The following is a 16,404-nucleotide window of genomic DNA, read 5'->3' on the forward strand; positions in this document are numbered from 1 at the left end:
GTGCCATCCCCGGCGGTCCGTCAGGCAGGCGAATGAAGTGAAGGAACCGCGCAGCGGCGCGAGGACCGCCAGCCCCTGAGCGGCACCAGACTGCGTTATCACCTGTCGCTTAACTGACTGGCATTACGCCCATGGCGGCCTGAGGTCTCTGGCTTGATGACCGGGATCGGTCAGTCGGCGCGGGTTGTCAGCAGGCTGATAGCCAGCGTCATCACGGGTTCCGGGTTGATTCCGGTAAACATTTGATGAATTTTTTCAGAAATGGCTTCACCAGTCACAGGCTTATTTTCAGCCACGATTTCCATCACCGCCTGTCCAAATAGCAGGCGACATGCCGCAATAGCATCACTTACCGCTTCATCATCCATAATGCTCTCCCTCTGTATCGGCAGAAGCGTACACGTCTGCGGCAACCGGATCATGCGTAACTCTATTTTTTTGTGGTACAGGTTACAAAAATGAATCAGCTGTAAGGAGCAAATAACGTGGCCCGACGCATTTAATGCCGGGCGCTTAACTGATACTGAAAGAGATTAACAGAGGGTAGCGTTTAACAAATCAGGTGTGACAGGGTGGATGACAGATATGCGTTCACTCACTCTTTTACCGTGGCATCAGACAATTCAATTTGCAGAGAGAGTAAAATGCCATGCAGCGGGAAATGATTTAGCAGCACTCTCACTGAGAAAATGTCTTAAACAGTACGGTGCGAGAGCAATAAGCGCTTAGATGAGTAATCGCTATAACGATGATCGCGGCAAAGCCTGGATTGTGGTTGCTACGTGGAGGTGATTTTATGAAGAGTTTTGGGGAAAGAAAGTGGGAAGTAAAAAGCCAACACGATTTTTACATCCGTGTTGGCTATATGTTATGTAATGCGGATTACATATTTTCGATGATCGCGTCACCAAACTCTGAACATTTCAGCAGTTTAGCGCCATCCATCAGGCGTTCGAAATCGTAAGTCACAGTTTTGTTAGCGATAGCGCCTTCAACACCTTTAACAATCAGGTCAGCCGCTTCGAACCACTCCATGTGACGCAGCATCATTTCTGCGGACAGAATAATTGAACCTGGGTTCACTTTATCCTGACCTGCATACTTAGGTGCTGTACCGTGGGTCGCTTCGAACAGCGCACACTCGTCACCGATGTTGGCGCCTGGTGCGATACCAATACCGCCAACCTGCGCTGCCAGAGCGTCAGAGATGTAGTCACCGTTCAGGTTCATACAGGCGATAACGTCATACTCAGCCGGACGCAGCAGGATCTGTTGCAGGAACGCATCAGCAATCACATCTTTAACGATGATCTCTTTGCCGGTGTTCGGGTTTTTGAACTTCATCCACGGGCCACCGTCGATCAGTTCGCCGCCGAACTCTTCTTTCACTAACTGGTATCCCCAGTCTTTGAAAGAGCCTTCGGTGAACTTCATGATGTTGCCTTTGTGGACCAGGGTCAGTGAATCACGATCGTTAGTGATGGTGTATTCCACTGCCGCGCGCACCAGACGTTTGGTGCCCGCTTCTGAACACGGCTTAACGCCGATACCGCACTGCTCAGGGAAGCGAATTTTCTTCACGCCCATCTCTTCGCGCAGGAACTTGATCACTTTGTCCGCTTCGGCAGAACCCGCTTTCCACTCGATACCAGCATAGATATCTTCGGAGTTTTCACGGAAGATCACCATGTCGGTCTCTTCAGGACGTTTAACCGGGCTTGGCGTGCCTTTGTAGTAACGTACCGGACGCAGGCAGACGTAGAGGTCAAGCTCCTGACGCAGGGCCACGTTCAGTGAACGAATACCGCCGCCGACCGGGGTGGTCAGTGGGCCTTTAATGGCTACGCGATATTCTTTGATTAAGTCGAGAGTTTCCTGTGGCAGCCAGACATCCTGGCCGTAGAGTTCAACTGACTTCTCACCGGTGTAAATCTCCATCCAGGAGATCTTACGCTCGCCGTTGTAGGCTTTCTTCACCGCCGCATCGACGACTTTCAGCATTACCGGGGAAACATCAACACCGATACCGTCACCCTCAATGTAAGGAATGACCGGATTGTTTGGCACTGTGAGCTTGCCCTGATTCAGGGTGATTTTCTGACCTTCCGCCGGAACAACTACTTTGCTTTCCATTAACCTCTCCTGGGCGTTTGTTAATGATTTGTAAGATGCGCGTCAATACTACTTGAATATTTCCGCCACGCCAATCACCGCAATTTCACGTTATAATGCGCCGAATGTTTCTGACTGCAAAGCCCATGCGAAAAACTTCTCAACGAATTCACCAGGATAAACGATTCAGCCGCCCGACGCGTGATGCGCGGCGTTCCCCTGCCCGCCCTGCGGCTCCGCGCCGCGTGATTCTGTTTAACAAACCGTTCGACGTGTTACCGCAGTTCACCGATGAAGCGGGCCGCCGAACCCTGAAGGATTTTGTCAGCGTCGCAGAGGTTTATGCCGCAGGTCGCCTCGATCGCGACAGCGAAGGATTGATGGTGCTGACCAACGACGGCGCGCTGCAGGCTGCGCTGACTCAGCCCGGCAAACGCACAGGTAAGATCTATTATGTGCAGGTGGAAGGCGAGCCACAGGAGACGGATCTGCAGCCTTTACGGGATGGGGTTAATCTGAAAGATGGGTTGACGCTGCCCGCGGGCGTAGAAAAAGTGGCTGAGCCTGAGTGGCTCTGGCCACGTCAGCCACCTATACGCGAACGTAAAAACATCCCGACGCAGTGGCTGAAAATCACGCTGTATGAAGGCCGTAATCGTCAGGTTCGCCGGATGACCGCCCACATTGGCTTTCCCACATTGCGATTGATCCGGTACGCGATGGGGAGTTATTCGCTCGACGATCTGGCTCCGGGCGCGTGGCGTGAACTCAGCGAAAGTGCGCTTTGAAAACCGGTTTTTTATAACCTCAGGTTAACAATTGCGGAGAAGTGATGTTTAAACCTCATGTTACTGTCGCCTGTCTGGTTCAGGCCGAAGGTGAATTACTGGTGGTGGAAGAGACGATTAACGGTCGCCCCACCTGGAACCAGCCCGCCGGACATCTTGAAGCGGATGAAACTCTGCTGGAAGCCGCAGAGCGCGAACTCTATGAAGAGACCGGCATCGCCACGCCGATGCACTATTTCATCGCGATAAACCAGTGGATCGCGCCCGACAGTACGCCTTTTGTGCGTTTTCTGTTTGGCGTGGATCTGGCGGAAAAAGCGCCAACCCAGCCGCAGGACAGCGACATCGATTGCTGCTGGTGGTTGCCGCCAGCGCAGATTCTCACTGCCTCTAACCTGCGTTCGCCGCTGGTCGCGGAAAGCGTACGCCTGTGGCAACAGGGCACGCGCTACCCGCTACATCTGGTCAGCCCGTTCCGGTGGCCGTTTCACGAGGGTGCGCGCCTGCCTTCTGCATGATAGAATGCGCCGCCTGTTTTTTTATCGTAATGCGAGCGTGTCATGTCTGACAACAGCCAGAAAAAAGTGATCGTCGGTATGTCCGGCGGCGTCGATTCTTCCGTTTCCGCCTGGTTACTGCAACAGCAGGGTTACCAGGTTGAAGGCCTGTTCATGAAGAACTGGGAGGAGGACGATGGCGAGGAGTATTGTACCGCAGCGGACGATCTGGCGGATGCGCAAGCGGTGTGTGACAAGCTGGGTATGAAGCTGCACAAAGTTAACTTTGCCGCTGAATACTGGGATAACGTCTTTGAGCATTTCCTCGAAGAGTACAAAGCGGGCCGCACGCCCAACCCCGATATTCTCTGCAACAAAGAGATCAAATTCAAAGCGTTCCTGGAGTTCGCGGCTGAAGATCTCGGCGCAGATTTTATCGCCACCGGTCACTACGTGCGTCGTCAGGACGTGGCTGGCCAGAGCCAGCTGTTACGCGGTCTGGATGGCAACAAAGATCAGAGCTACTTCCTTTATACCCTGAGCCACCAGCAGATCGCCCAAAGTCTGTTCCCGGTTGGCGAGCTGGAAAAACCGGAAGTGCGCCGCATTGCCGAACAGCTCGACCTTATCACCGCGAAGAAGAAAGACTCGACCGGCATCTGCTTTATCGGTGAGCGCAAATTCCGCGACTTCCTGGCGCGCTATCTCCCGGCTCAGCCTGGCGAAATAGAAACTACCGAAGGCCAGATCGTCGGTGAACATCAGGGGCTGATGTACCATACTCTGGGACAGCGTAAAGGCCTGGGTATTGGCGGCCTGAAAGAGAGCAAAGATGATCCCTGGTATGTGGTCGACAAAGATGTGGCGCGTAACCGCCTGATTGTCGCCCAGGGCGGCGATCATCCGCGTCTGATGTCCGTCGGCCTGATTGCGCAGCAGCTGCACTGGGTTGATCGCCAGCCGATTACCGCCCCGCTTCGCTGCACCGTGAAAACCCGCTATCGTCAGACCGATATTCCCTGTGAGATTATCCCACACGGCGACGATCGGATTGAGGTGCGTTTCGACGAGCCGGTTGCAGCAGTGACGCCGGGTCAGTCTGCGGTGTTTTACCTTGGTGAGGTCTGCCTCGGTGGCGGTATTATCGAACAGCGTCTGCCGTTAGTGGCGGAGTAAGCGGGCTCAGCCCGCATTGATGACGCGTAAACAGGAGTAACCGTGGCGAAAAATTATCAGGAAATTACGCTGGCGCTGGCGGGCATCTGTCAGTCGGCCCATCTGGTGCAGCAGCTGGCTCAGCAGGGTCACTGCCAGCCGGAGGCGCTGACCGTATCGCTGCGCAGCGTACTGGACCTCAATCCTGGCTCAACGCTGGCGGTGTTTGGCAACAATGAAGCCAACCTGCGCCTCGGACTTGAAACCCTGATGGCGGTGCTGAACAGCAGCAGTCGTCAGGGTGCAGGTGCAGAGCTGACGCGTTACACCCTGAGCATGATGGTGCTGGAGCGCAAGCTCAGCGCCAGTAAAACAGCCATGGCGACGCTGGCCCAGCGCATCACTCAGCTGGATCGCCAGCTGGCGCATTATGAACTGGAGTCAGACACCATTCTCAGCGCGATGGCTGCCATCTATGTGGATGTGATCAGCCCGCTTGGCCCGCGTATTCAGGTCACCGGTTCGCCTGCGGTACTGCAGAATACGCAGGTACAGAGTAAAGTGCGCGCCACCCTGCTAGCCGGTATCCGTGCTGCCGTATTGTGGCAGCAGGTCGGTGGTGGCCGACTGCAACTGATGTTCTCGCGTCAGCGTTTGCTGCGTGAAGCGAAAACCCTCTTATCCCGGCTGCCACTGACTTACTAAGTCGGTGCGGCAAAACACTGCTAAATGATTCAGGAGTTGCACTGATGGAATTATCCTCTCTGACCGCCGTCTCACCTGTCGATGGTCGTTACGGCGATAAAGTCAGCCCGCTGCGTGCGATTTTCAGCGAATTCGGTTTGCTGAAATTCCGCGTTGAGGTTGAAGTTCGCTGGTTACAAAAACTGGCCGCGACCGCAGAGATCAAGGAAGTTCCTGCATTTGATGCCGACGCAAACGCTTTCCTTGATGCGATTGTCGCCGGTTTTTCCGAAGAAGATGCCGCGCGCATCAAAACCATTGAGCGCACCACCAACCACGACGTCAAAGCGGTTGAGTATTTCCTGAAAGAGAAAGTTGCCGACGTCCCTGCCCTGCATGCTGTTTCTGAATTTATCCACTTCGCCTGTACTTCTGAAGATATCAACAATCTGTCGCACGCCCTGATGCTGGAAACAGCCCGTCGTGACGTGATCCTGCCTTACTGGCAGCAGCTGATTACCGCTGTGAAGGATCTTGCCAGCGAATATCGTGACATTCCGCTGCTCTCCCGCACCCACGGCCAGCCGGCTACACCGTCGACGATGGGTAAAGAGATGGCGAACGTCGCTTACCGTCTGGAGCGTCAGTTACGTCAGCTGAAACAGATTGAGGTGCTGGGCAAAATCAACGGCGCTGTAGGGAATTACAACGCCCACATTGCCGCCTATCCCGAAGTGGACTGGCATGCGCTGAGCGAGAACTTCGTCACCTCGCTGGGGATCACCTGGAACCCTTACACCACGCAGATTGAGCCGCACGACTATATTGCCGAAATGTTCGACTGCATCGCCCGCTTTAACACCATCCTGATCGATTTCGATCGCGATATCTGGGGTTATGTAGCGCTGAACCATTTCAAACAGAAGACCATTGCGGGCGAGATTGGCTCGTCGACCATGCCGCACAAAGTGAACCCAATCGACTTCGAAAACTCCGAAGGCAATCTGGGCCTGGCGAACGCGGTAATGCAGCATCTGGCCAGCAAGCTGCCGGTCTCACGCTGGCAGCGCGATCTGACCGACTCCACCGTGCTGCGTAACCTCGGCGTGGGCGTCGGTTATGCGCTGATCGCCTATCAGGCGACGCTGAAAGGCATCTCGAAACTGGAAGTGAACCGCGATCGTCTGCTGGACGAACTGGATCACAACTGGGAAGTGCTGGCAGAACCGATCCAGACGGTAATGCGCCGTTACGGCATTGAGAAGCCTTATGAAAAGCTGAAGGAGCTGACGCGCGGTAAACGCGTCGATGCCGCCGGCATGCAGGCCTTTATCGACAGCCTGGCGCTGCCGGAAGAGGAAAAAGTCCGTCTGAAGCAGATGACGCCTGCAAACTATATTGGCCGCGCTATCCAGATGGTTGACGATCTGAAATAATGCCCGCCGCAGACCGGCCCAGTCCGGTCTGCGTTAACATCTTGTTTAATACATTTCGCGTATACTTTCTGCAGGTTGACTCAAACAGAGTGTAAGGAATTTCTATGCGTGTTCTGGTTGTTGAAGACAATGCCCTGCTGCGCCATCATCTCGCCGTCCAGTTACGTGACATGGGCCATCAGGTCGATGCCGCCGAAGACGCCAAAGAAGCTGACTATTTTCTTCGGGAACATCTGCCAGATATCGCGCTGGTGGATCTCGGCCTGCCGGATGAAGATGGTATGTCTCTGATTCGCCGCTGGCGCAGCGATGCTGTGCGCCAGCCGATTCTGGTGCTGACCGCCCGTGAAGGCTGGCAGGCCAAAGTTGAGGCGCTGGAAGCCGGCGCGGATGACTACGTCACCAAACCGTTTCATATTGAAGAAGTCGCGGCACGCCTGCAGGCGCTGATGCGTCGTAACAGCGGACATGCCTCGCAAATCATCGATATGGCCCCGTTTCAGGTTGATCTCTCCCGCCGTGAACTGACGGTCAATGAACAGCCGGTGAAGCTCACTGCTTTTGAATACACCATTGTCGAGACGCTGATCCGTAACGCGGGCAAAGTGGTAAGCAAAGACTCGCTGATGCTGCAGCTCTATCCTGACGCTGAACTGCGTGAAAGCCACACCATCGATGTCCTTATGGGTCGTCTGCGCAAAAAAATTCTGGCGTTACATCCTACTGACGTGATCGCCACCGTGCGTGGCCAGGGCTACCGCTTTGATCTCTGACCATGTCCTGGTTTAATCGTTATCGCCCTATTTCGCTGCGCGCCCGCTTTCTGCTGGCCTCCGCAGCGATAGTCCTCTTCCTCTCACTCTCCTATGGCATGGTGGCGGTGATTGGCTATGTGGTCAGTTTCGATAAAAACACCTACCGCGTGATGCGCGGCGAGAGCAACCTGTTCTTTACGCTGGCGCAATGGCATGACAACAAACTCACCATCGCCCAGCCGGAACGGATGACGCTCAACTTCCCGACGCTGGTATTTATTTACGATGAGCACGGCAAACTGTTGTGGCAGCAACGCGACGTGCCGGAGATCCGCAAGAAGATCCGCCGTGAATGGCTGCTGAAGCCTGACTTCTACGAGATTGATACCAGTAACCGTACCAGCATGGTGGCAATGGGCAATAACCTGAATGCTCAGCAACGGCTCAACGACTGGGACAATGACAGCAACGATACCTTTACCCATTCGGTCGCCGTTAACCGTTACGATGCCACCACGAATCTGCCCGCGCTCACCATTGTGGTGGTCGACTCAATCCCGCAGGAGCTGCAGCATTCTGATGTGGTCTGGTCGTGGTTCAGCTATGTGCTGGCGGCCAACCTGATACTGATCATTCCGTTGCTGTGGCTGGCGGCGCACTGGAGTCTGCGGCCGATTGGCGCGCTGACGCAGCAGGTGCGCGAACTGGAGACCAGTCAGCGCGAAAATCTGGCGGATAATCCGCCGCAGGAACTGCGCAGTCTGGTGCGTAACCTCAATCTGTTGCTGACCAATGAGCGACAACGCTATACCCGCTATCGCACCACGCTTTCAGACCTGACCCACAGTCTGAAAACGCCGCTGGCCGTGTTGCAGAGCACCCTGCGCTCGCTGCGCAACGGCAAGGAACTGACGGTGGAACAGGCTGAGCCGGTGATGCTGGAGCAGATTAGTCGAATCTCGCAGCAGGTCGGTTATTATCTGCATCGCGCCAGTATGCAGGCCGATCACAATCCGCTGCAGCGCGATCTGCATTCCGTTTCCGGTCTGCTCGACAAGCTCTGCTCAGCCCTGAATAAAGTCTATCAGCGTAAAGGCGTGGCGATTTCGCTGGATATCTCACCGGAGCTGACCTTTGTTGGCGACCAGAATGACTTTATGGAAGTGCTGGGCAACGTGCTCGATAACGCCTGCAAGTATTGCCTGGAATTTATCGAAATCAGCGCTTTTCAGAGCGAAAATGCACTCCATCTCTATATTGACGATGATGGTCCGGGCATTCCCGAGAGCAAGCGCGATTTAGTGTTTGTCCGGGGTCAGCGCGCCGACACCCTGCGTCCCGGTCAGGGACTGGGTCTGGCGGTGGTGCGCGATATTCTTGAGCAATATGAGGGCAACGTCATCGCCTCCGGTAGCGCACTCGGCGGAACACGCATGGAAGTGGTCTTTCAGCGCCAGGAAGTCGAACATCGCCGCGAGTAGAAAACCCTCAGGGCTGTTATACTTGCTGGCATTTACAGCCCTAAGCGGAACCCTTTTATGGACTATCAGCTCGATATTAACTGGCCCGATTTTATTCAGCGTTACTGGCAGAAACGCCCGGTAGTGCTGAAGCGTGGTTTTAAAAACTTTGTCGATCCTCTTTCACCGGATGAACTGGCCGGTCTGGCGATGGAAAACGAGGTGGATAGCCGCCTGGTCAGCCATCAGGATGGCAAATGGCAGGTCAGCCACGGCCCGTTCGAGAGCTATGATCATCTGGGTGAAAACAACTGGTCGCTGCTGGTACAGGCGGTCAATCACTGGCATGAAGCCTCTGCCGCACTGATGCGCCCTTTCCGTTTCCTGCCTGACTGGCGTGTTGATGACCTGATGGTGTCGTTTGCCGTGCCTGGCGGCGGCGTCGGTCCCCATTTTGATCAGTATGATGTCTTTATTATTCAGGGGGCCGGTCGCCGTCGCTGGCGCGTCGGTGAAAAGGTGCCGCTGAAGCAGCACTGCCCGCATCCGGATCTGCTGCAGGTTGAGCCATTCGACGCCATCATCGATGAAGAGATGGAGCCGGGTGATATTCTCTATATTCCGCCGGGGTTCCCGCATGAAGGTTACTCGCTGGAAAACGCCCTGAACTACTCCGTGGGTTTCCGTGCCCCCAGCGGACGCGAGCTAATCAGCGGCTTTGCGGATTACGCGCTGGCTAATGAGCTGGGCAGCCTGCGCTTCAGCGATCCGGATGTCCCTGCACGTGATTGCCCGTCGCAGATTCTGCCGCAGGAGATCGAAGGCGTACGTCAGTTGATGCTGGATGTGGTCAATCAGCCGGAGCAGTTCGCTCAGTGGTTTGGCGAATTCATTTCCCAGTCACGTCACGAACTCGATGTCGCGCCACCGGAACCGCCTTACCAGCCTGATGAAATTTATGATGCGCTGCAACAGGGCGATACCCTGAGCCGGTTAGGTGGCCTGCGTGTCCTGACGATTGGCGATGCGGTCTATGTCAACGGTGAGCGGGTTGAGTGTTCACATCCCGATGTGATGGCGGTACTGGCGCGCCACTATCGCATCACACTGGACGATCTGGGCGATGCGCTGGATGACCCGTCGGTACTGGCGCAGATCGCCGACCTGGTCAATGCTGGTTACTGGTACTTCGGCGACGAATAATCTGAGCTGATAATGAATCAGGCTCTCTTGCCTCCGTGGCAGAGAGCCTTTTTTGTGTCTGCGGGTTTAATTCTTCTTCTGCGCCGCCAGCTCTGACAGCCGCACAATCACTTCCACCGATTTCGCCATGATATTCAGCGAAGCAAACTCATGCTTGCCGTGATAGTTATAGCCACCGGTAAAGATGTTCGGGCAAGGCAGCCCTTTCCAGGACAGCGCCGATCCATCCGTACCGCCGCGAATCGGTTTCACTACCGGCTCTATGCCGCAGTCACGCATCGCCTGTAAAGCCAGTTCGATGATGTGCGGGAACGGCTCAACCTTTTCACGCATGTTGCGATAGCTGTTGGTGATCTCGACGGTGACCGAACAGTCCGGGTGCAGGGTTTTGTTGATCTCTGCGGCAATCTGCAGCAGCGTCTGTTTACGCTGTTCAAAACTCTCCGTTTCGAAGTCACGAATGATATAGAGCATCTCGGCGTGTTCAACGCTGCCTTTGATCTGATGCAGATGATAGAAGCCCTGATAGCCGTCAGTATATTGCGGTTTTTCGCTGGCCGGGACCGCGGCATGAAACTGGTTTGCCAGATCCAGCGCATTGACCATCACCCCTTTGGCGGAGCCAGGGTGCACGTTGTTACCGACGATTTTTACGGTGGCCGAAGCAGCGTTGAAGTTCTCATACTCGAACTCCCCTAAATCACTGCCATCAATGGTGTAGGCCCAGTCAGCGGCAAAGCCTTCCACATCAAAGTGAGAAGTGCCGCGACCAATCTCTTCATCGGGCGTAAAGGCAACACGGATCGCACCGTGCGGCGTATCGCTCGCAGCCAGTTGCGCCATCGCCGTCATGATCTCAGCGATACCCGCTTTATCATCCGCGCCCAGCAGGGTTTTGCCATCGGTGGTAATCAGCGTATGCCCAATCAGCTTGTGCAGCACCGGGAACATCACCGGCGAGAGAATTTCGTTGCCGTTACCCAGCGCAATGTCTCCGCCGCGATAATTTTCAATAATCTGCGGATTAACATGTTTCGCCGTAAAGTCTGGCGAGGTATCCATGTGAGAGATGAAACCGATGACTGGCGTCGGCCAGTCAACATTGGCAGGCAGCGTGCCCATGACGCAACAGTGATCGCTCAAGGAGACATCGACAAAACCCAGTGCCAGCAACTCCTCCTGCAACTGACGCGCCAGCGTCCACTGCCCTTCACTGCTGGGCACCTGGCGCGCCTGCGGCTTAGCCTGGGTCTCAACGGCCACATAACTTAAAAAGCGCTCAAGTAACTGTTCCATATCCCATCCTTTAAAAGTGCCATCCGGTATTATTAACAGACCAGCCGGTTACAACGTTGCGTAAAATCATTCGCAGACAGGTTAGCGCTGTCGATAACCTTTGGGAAAGCAATAAGCCCGAAAAAAACGGCTGATTACGAGATTGTTGCGGCAAACCTCGCAATGCTGATAAGTACCGGGCGGCTGGAATCAGCATGACGGGCAAGAAACGGCGAGGCGGCCATAGCCGCCCCTGCTTACTTATAAAGCGCGCGCAGCAGCTTATGCACAAACTCCGGCACCACTTCGCTCGCCAGGCCGTAATGACGCTCGGCAAATTCGTTGCCCACCTGGCTTGGCTCCAGGTTCAGCTCAACAGTATGCGCGCCCTGCAGTTTGGCTTCATGGACAAAACCCGCGGCCGGATAGACATGGCCTGAGGTGCCGATAGCGATAAAGTAATCGGCCTGTTCCAGCGCCTGATAAATCTGCTCCATGCCCAGCGGCATCTCACCAAACCACACTACGTGCGGCCGCAGCGCCGAGGGGAACTGGCAGCAGGTGCAGCGATCGTCCGGCGTGATATCACCGGTCCACTCAATGACCTGACCGCTGGTGACACAGCGCACTTTTAGCAGCTCACCGTGCATATGCAGCACCCGGCTGTTTCCGGCACGCTCATGCAGATTGTCGATGTTTTGCGTGACCAGCAAAAAGTTATCGCCTAATACCTGTTCCAGCTCCGCCAGCGCCAGATGGGCCGCGTTAGGCTGAATCTCTGCCTCCTGCAATTGCTGGCGGCGCGCATTGTAAAAGCGCTGCACCAGCGCGGGATCGCGCTGAAATCCTTCGGGCGTCGCAACATCTTCAACGTGGTGCTCTTCCCACAGGCCGTCAGCGGCGCGGAAGGTCCGGATGCCGGACTCCGCTGAGATGCCTGCGCCGGTCAGCACGACAATATGCGGCTGAGGATGGGCGGCCAGTTCGGCCTGACGATCGCGCTCAAATATGCGCTGGCGAAAGCGCTGATGCACTTTTCTCCGGGTTTTCTTCAGGCGGGCAAGTCGTATGCGGCGACGTGGTGTACGCATAAAATCTCCTGGCGTAGCAGCTGCGGCGAGCCGCTCTAAACAGATTCCGGGTTAACATCACCCGATAGTAACGGTTGCTGAGGGCCGCGCCCAACAGCAAAGGTCTTAAACAGATGCGGCGCGAAAGGATTCGCGCCGCATTTTTTCACTGACCGCTTAATACCCGAGCCGGGTCAATGCGGCTGGCGCGTCTGGCGGGATACCAGCTCGCCAGCAGGCTCAGCAGAATCGCGGTAATCAATACTGAGAACACATCAATCCAGTGCAGTTCCGACGGCAGGAAATCAATGAAGTAGATATCACCCGCCAGCAGATGATGACCGGTAACCGACTCCAGCCCGCGTACCAGTGAGGTCAGATTCAGCGCCACCAGCACGCCCGCGATCACGCCGCTGACGCTGCCCAGCAGGCCTGCCAGCAAACCGTACCAGATGAAGATGGCACGGATCAGCCGGTCTTTGGCACCGAGGGTACGAAGCACCGCAATGTCACTGCTCTTATCCTTCACCGCCATCACCAGCGTTGAGACGATGTTAAAGCAGGCGACGCCAATCACCAGCACCATCGCCAGATACATGATGGCGCGGATCATCTGAATATCGCGGTACATATAGCCGTAAGTGCCAATCCAGCTCTTGATGTAGACGTAGGAACGGGTTGCTTCACCGGCATCCCGCACCAGTTTGACCGCCTGGAACGGGTCGGTCATCTTCAGGGCGATGCCGGACACGCTGTCACCCATCTCCAGATAGTGCTGCGCATCGGCGAGTGGCACCAGCGCCAGGCTGTGATCGAGCATGCCGCTCAGTTGCAGAATACCGCTGACCTGAAGCCGGATACGTTTAGGCTGAAGCAGTTTGTTATCACCATCGTTGTTGGGGATCATGATGGTGATCCAGTCGCCCTGCTTCACGTTCAGCGATTTAGCAATGCCGCCGCCCAGAATGATCTGCTGCTTACCGGCGGCAAAAGAGGACCAGCCGTTATCTGCCACAAACTGTGGCAGGGCGCTGAGGCGCGGCTCCTGTGCCGGATCAACGCCCTTTACCTGCAGCGCTTCCAGCCGGGCGCCGCTCTCAATCAGGCCGGTGAAGTTCACATATGGCGCTGCCGCCGCAATGCCGGGCACCTTTTCAATCGGGGCAATCATCGACTGCCAGTGCTGGAACGGCTGATTGACCGCCTCGATCTCGCCATGCGGCACCACCGCCAGAATGCGGTTGTTCAGCTCACGCTCAAAACCATTCATGGCGCTCAGACCGATAATCAGCACCGCCACGCCCAGCGCAATACCGATGGTGGAGATCACCGAAATCAGCGACACCATGCCGCCACGACGGCGGCCACGGCTAAAGCGCAGGCCCAGCAACAGGGATAACGACGAACCCATTACACCGCTCCTGCCATGGTGAGCTGATCGCTTAACTGACCATCACGCATCTCCATCTGACGCGTCATCCGTTTTGCCAGCATCAGATCGTGAGTCACCACCAGAAACGCGGTGCCCTGACGCACGTTCAGTTCGCCCAGTAATTCAAAAATGGCGTCGGCGTTGCGTGCATCGAGGTTACCGGTTGGCTCATCCGCCATCACCAGCCGTGGGCGGTTAACCAGCGCCCGGGCAATCGCCACGCGCTGGCGTTCGCCGCCTGACAGTTCAGAAGGCCGGTGCGCGGCGCGATGGTCCAGCCCGACCGCGGCCAGCATCTCACGGGCGCGATCCTGTGCTTCCGTTTTAGCCGTTTTGCCAATCAGCAGCGGCATCGCCACGTTCTCCAGCGCGCTGAAGTCCGGCAGCAGATGGTGGAACTGATAGATAAAGCCCAGCTCGCGGTTACGCAGCTCCGCTTTGGCTGACGAGGACATGGCATTCAGTGACTGTCCATCAAACACCACGTCGCCCGATGTCGGTGCATCCAGGCCGCCAAGCAGATGCAGCAGCGTACTTTTACCGGAACCGGAGCTGCCGACAATCGCTGTCAGTTCACCGGGCTGGAGGCTGAAAGCCACATTGCGCAGCACATCGGTCTGCACGCTGCCTTCCTGATAGCGTTTGCACAGGTCGCGGCACTGCAACAAAGGAGTGTTACTCATAACGTAAAGCCTCAGCAGGTTGAACGGCGGCAGCGCGCCACGAAGGATAGAGCGTAGACAACAGCGCCACAATCATGGCGCTGAGGGCGATGGTGACCACCTGCCACACATTAATATCAACCGGCAATGCGGCACCATCAAGGAACAGGCCAATCACCGGCATTAAGTTGTTGAGCTGGCTGGCCAGCAAGACACCGAGCAGCGTGCCGAGCAGCGTGCCGATAATACCGGCGCTGGCACCCTGCACCATAAACACCGCCACTATTTGCCGGCGCGTCAGGCCCTGGGTTTGCAGGATCGCCACTTCGCCCTGCTTCTCCATGATCAGCAGGCCTAACGAGGTGATGATGTTAAAGGCAGCCACGGCGATGATCAGGCTCAGCAGCAGGCCCATCATGTTCTTCTCCATACGCACTGCCTGGAAGAGATCGCCTTTGCGCTCACGCCAGTCTTTCCAGACCAGGCCCGCAGGCAGTGTCTGCTGACTCAGACTGTCGACCGACAGCGGTTTATCCAGCCACAGTCGCCAGCCGGTAATGTTACCGGCCGGATAGCGCATCACGCGCGACGCATCCTGAAGATTGACCAGAATCTGATAACCATCGACTTCGCTGTTAGCGGCATAGGTGCCCGCTACGGTAAACAGACGCTGACTTGGCACACGTCCCATCGGGGTGAACTGGCTGACCGAAGGCACCATCAGACGCAGCTGATCGCCACGTTTTACGCCAAGCTGGGATGCCAGCTGTTCGCCAAGGATGACATTATACTGCCCGGCCTGCAGCACGCTCTGCCGGGTATTGACCAGGAAAGGGGTAAGCGGATCTTTTTCAGCCGGCTCAATGCCCAGCATCACGCCAACGGAGACGCTGTGCGGGCTTTGCAGCACCACATTGGCGGTGGTCAGCGGCGCAATACGGCTGACACCCTGCAGATTCAGCGAGGTGGCGGGTTGCTGTTGTGGATTGAGACTGCCTTTGTCGCTGGTGATCAGCGCCTGAGGCATCAGGCCAAGAATATTGCCTTCGAGTTCACGCTCAAAACCGTTCATCACCGATAACACGGTGACCATCGCCAGCACGCCGAGCGTAATGCCAATCGTTGAGAGCCAGGAGACAAAGCGACCGAAGCGATCCGATGCTCGTCCGCGCATATAACGCAGACCGATAAATAGCGCGACAGGTTGATACATGGAATCCAGTAAGCCGTTGCCTGAAAATAGGTAGTGGGATGATAAAGGAGCGGCTGGCTTTATGAAACCTCTAACCCTCTGAGTCGGCAGCAAAGTTGCATCCGGATGCGTCACATTCCGCGCCAAAGCAGCGGAATAGCCGATAAAGCCGCCGCTTATTGGCTGATTATTCAACGCTCAGGGGGGTAGACTACAATCAGTACCATGATCACGGGTGATTTATTGCCGGGCAGTATGAGGTAGCGACCATGTTGAAATTTCCCAAAGGCAGCATCGTTAAACATAAATCCGGGGAGATCAGAGGCGAAATCATCAACGTCTTTGAGCAGGGAAACGCACCAGCCGGCTACTACGTAAAGTGGGACGACGGTAACCTCAGCTATCATCCTGAGCAGGAGTTATCCTGGGCGAATATCGACCGCCCACGCATGCATTACACACAGCAATCCATAAAATAAAATGCCCGTTTAACCCCGTCGCTGCATGGCGACGGCGGTTTTTTCTGATCTCTTGCCAGACTCCGTCTATCCTCTCTTTATCCGCACGATTACCGCTGACGCCCGCTAATGGCTGACCGATCCCCTGGTTCAGCGCGGCGCGGCAGGAAAATTGTGCCGCAGAGATGATCCCCCTGACATAATATGGAATGATTACGTCCTGGA

The 16,404-nt window shown here is 55.8% G+C and carries 16 protein-coding genes; 9 read left to right on the forward strand and 7 right to left on the reverse strand.

Annotation, left to right across the window (positions count from 1 at the left end; all coding sequences use genetic code 11):
• Positions 1-170: 170 nt before the first annotated feature.
• Complete coding sequence (locus tag LC417_RS22075; protein WP_010246253.1) at positions 171-368, reverse strand: hypothetical protein; 198 nt, start codon at positions 366-368, stop codon at positions 171-173.
• A 514-nt stretch (positions 369-882) separates the two neighbouring features.
• Positions 883-2,133 carry an NADP-dependent isocitrate dehydrogenase gene (icd, locus tag LC417_RS22080; protein WP_010246256.1) on the reverse strand — a complete coding sequence of 417 codons (1,251 nt, stop codon included), beginning with the start codon at positions 2,131-2,133 and terminating at the stop codon, positions 883-885.
• 104 nt (positions 2,134-2,237) lie between these two features.
• On the opposite strand from icd, the gene rluE reads away from it, so the two are divergent.
• From rluE to LC417_RS22120, 8 genes are all read left to right on the forward strand, one after another.
• Positions 2,238-2,900, forward strand: a complete 663-nt coding sequence (rluE, locus tag LC417_RS22085) for a 23S rRNA pseudouridine(2457) synthase RluE (protein ID WP_031293006.1) — start codon at positions 2,238-2,240, stop codon at positions 2,898-2,900.
• A gap of 44 nt (positions 2,901-2,944) precedes the next feature.
• Positions 2,945-3,418, forward strand: coding sequence for an NUDIX domain-containing protein (locus LC417_RS22090; RefSeq protein ID WP_010246262.1), 474 nt, complete (start codon positions 2,945-2,947; stop codon positions 3,416-3,418).
• Positions 3,419-3,460: 42 nt separating this feature from the next.
• The gene (mnmA, locus tag LC417_RS22095) at positions 3,461-4,573 is read left to right on the forward strand and encodes a tRNA 2-thiouridine(34) synthase MnmA (protein WP_010669869.1); all 1,113 of its coding nucleotides are present in this window, start codon (positions 3,461-3,463) and stop codon (positions 4,571-4,573) included.
• Between the two features lie 42 nt (positions 4,574-4,615).
• A complete protein-coding gene (gene hflD / locus LC417_RS22100; protein WP_010246266.1) occupies positions 4,616-5,257 on the forward strand; it encodes a high frequency lysogenization protein HflD in 642 nt (213 codons plus the stop codon).
• 44 nt (positions 5,258-5,301) lie between these two features.
• Positions 5,302-6,672 (forward strand): adenylosuccinate lyase, encoded by a 1,371-nt coding sequence (gene purB / locus LC417_RS22105; RefSeq protein WP_010246268.1) that lies wholly within the window; start codon positions 5,302-5,304, stop codon positions 6,670-6,672.
• Positions 6,673-6,776: 104 nt separating this feature from the next.
• Positions 6,777-7,445 carry a two-component system response regulator PhoP gene (phoP, locus tag LC417_RS22110; RefSeq protein WP_010246270.1) on the forward strand — a complete coding sequence of 223 codons (669 nt, stop codon included), beginning with the start codon at positions 6,777-6,779 and terminating at the stop codon, positions 7,443-7,445.
• A gap of 2 nt (positions 7,446-7,447) precedes the next feature.
• On the forward strand, positions 7,448-8,908 hold the full coding sequence (phoQ, locus tag LC417_RS22115; protein WP_010246272.1) for a two-component system sensor histidine kinase PhoQ: 1,461 nt from the start codon (positions 7,448-7,450) through the stop codon (positions 8,906-8,908).
• 57 nt (positions 8,909-8,965) lie between these two features.
• Positions 8,966-10,090: a cupin domain-containing protein gene (locus LC417_RS22120; RefSeq protein ID WP_010246274.1), complete on the forward strand. Its 1,125-nt coding sequence runs from the start codon at positions 8,966-8,968 to the stop codon at positions 10,088-10,090.
• Between the two features lie 66 nt (positions 10,091-10,156).
• Here LC417_RS22120 and pepT read toward each other — a convergent pair whose 3' ends face one another.
• From pepT to lolC, 5 genes are all read right to left on the reverse strand, one after another.
• On the reverse strand, positions 10,157-11,386 hold the full coding sequence (pepT, locus tag LC417_RS22125) for a peptidase T (RefSeq protein ID WP_010246276.1): 1,230 nt from the start codon (positions 11,384-11,386) through the stop codon (positions 10,157-10,159).
• 236 nt (positions 11,387-11,622) lie between these two features.
• Positions 11,623-12,456 carry a Sir2 family NAD+-dependent deacetylase gene (gene cobB, locus LC417_RS22130; protein ID WP_039392500.1) on the reverse strand — a complete coding sequence of 278 codons (834 nt, stop codon included), beginning with the start codon at positions 12,454-12,456 and terminating at the stop codon, positions 11,623-11,625.
• A 145-nt stretch (positions 12,457-12,601) separates the two neighbouring features.
• Entirely contained in the window at positions 12,602-13,846 is a 1,245-nt protein-coding gene (gene lolE / locus LC417_RS22135) for a lipoprotein-releasing ABC transporter permease subunit LolE (protein WP_022625849.1), read from the reverse strand.
• A complete protein-coding gene (gene lolD / locus LC417_RS22140) occupies positions 13,846-14,550 on the reverse strand; it encodes a lipoprotein-releasing ABC transporter ATP-binding protein LolD (protein WP_010246282.1) in 705 nt (234 codons plus the stop codon). The genes lolE and lolD overlap by 1 nt, the downstream gene beginning before the upstream one ends.
• Positions 14,543-15,742, reverse strand: coding sequence for a lipoprotein-releasing ABC transporter permease subunit LolC (lolC, locus tag LC417_RS22145; protein WP_010246284.1), 1,200 nt, complete (start codon positions 15,740-15,742; stop codon positions 14,543-14,545). The genes lolD and lolC overlap by 8 nt, the downstream gene beginning before the upstream one ends.
• Positions 15,743-15,990: 248 nt before the next feature.
• Here lolC and LC417_RS22150 point away from each other — a divergent pair, with 248 nt between their 5' ends.
• On the forward strand, positions 15,991-16,200 hold the full coding sequence (locus LC417_RS22150; RefSeq protein ID WP_003849845.1) for a hypothetical protein: 210 nt from the start codon (positions 15,991-15,993) through the stop codon (positions 16,198-16,200).
• Positions 16,201-16,404: the final 204 nt, after the last annotated feature.

Source organism: Pantoea sp. OVA07A (assembly GCF_019969975.1).
Taxonomy (GTDB): domain Bacteria; phylum Pseudomonadota; class Gammaproteobacteria; order Enterobacterales; family Enterobacteriaceae; genus Pantoea; species Pantoea agglomerans.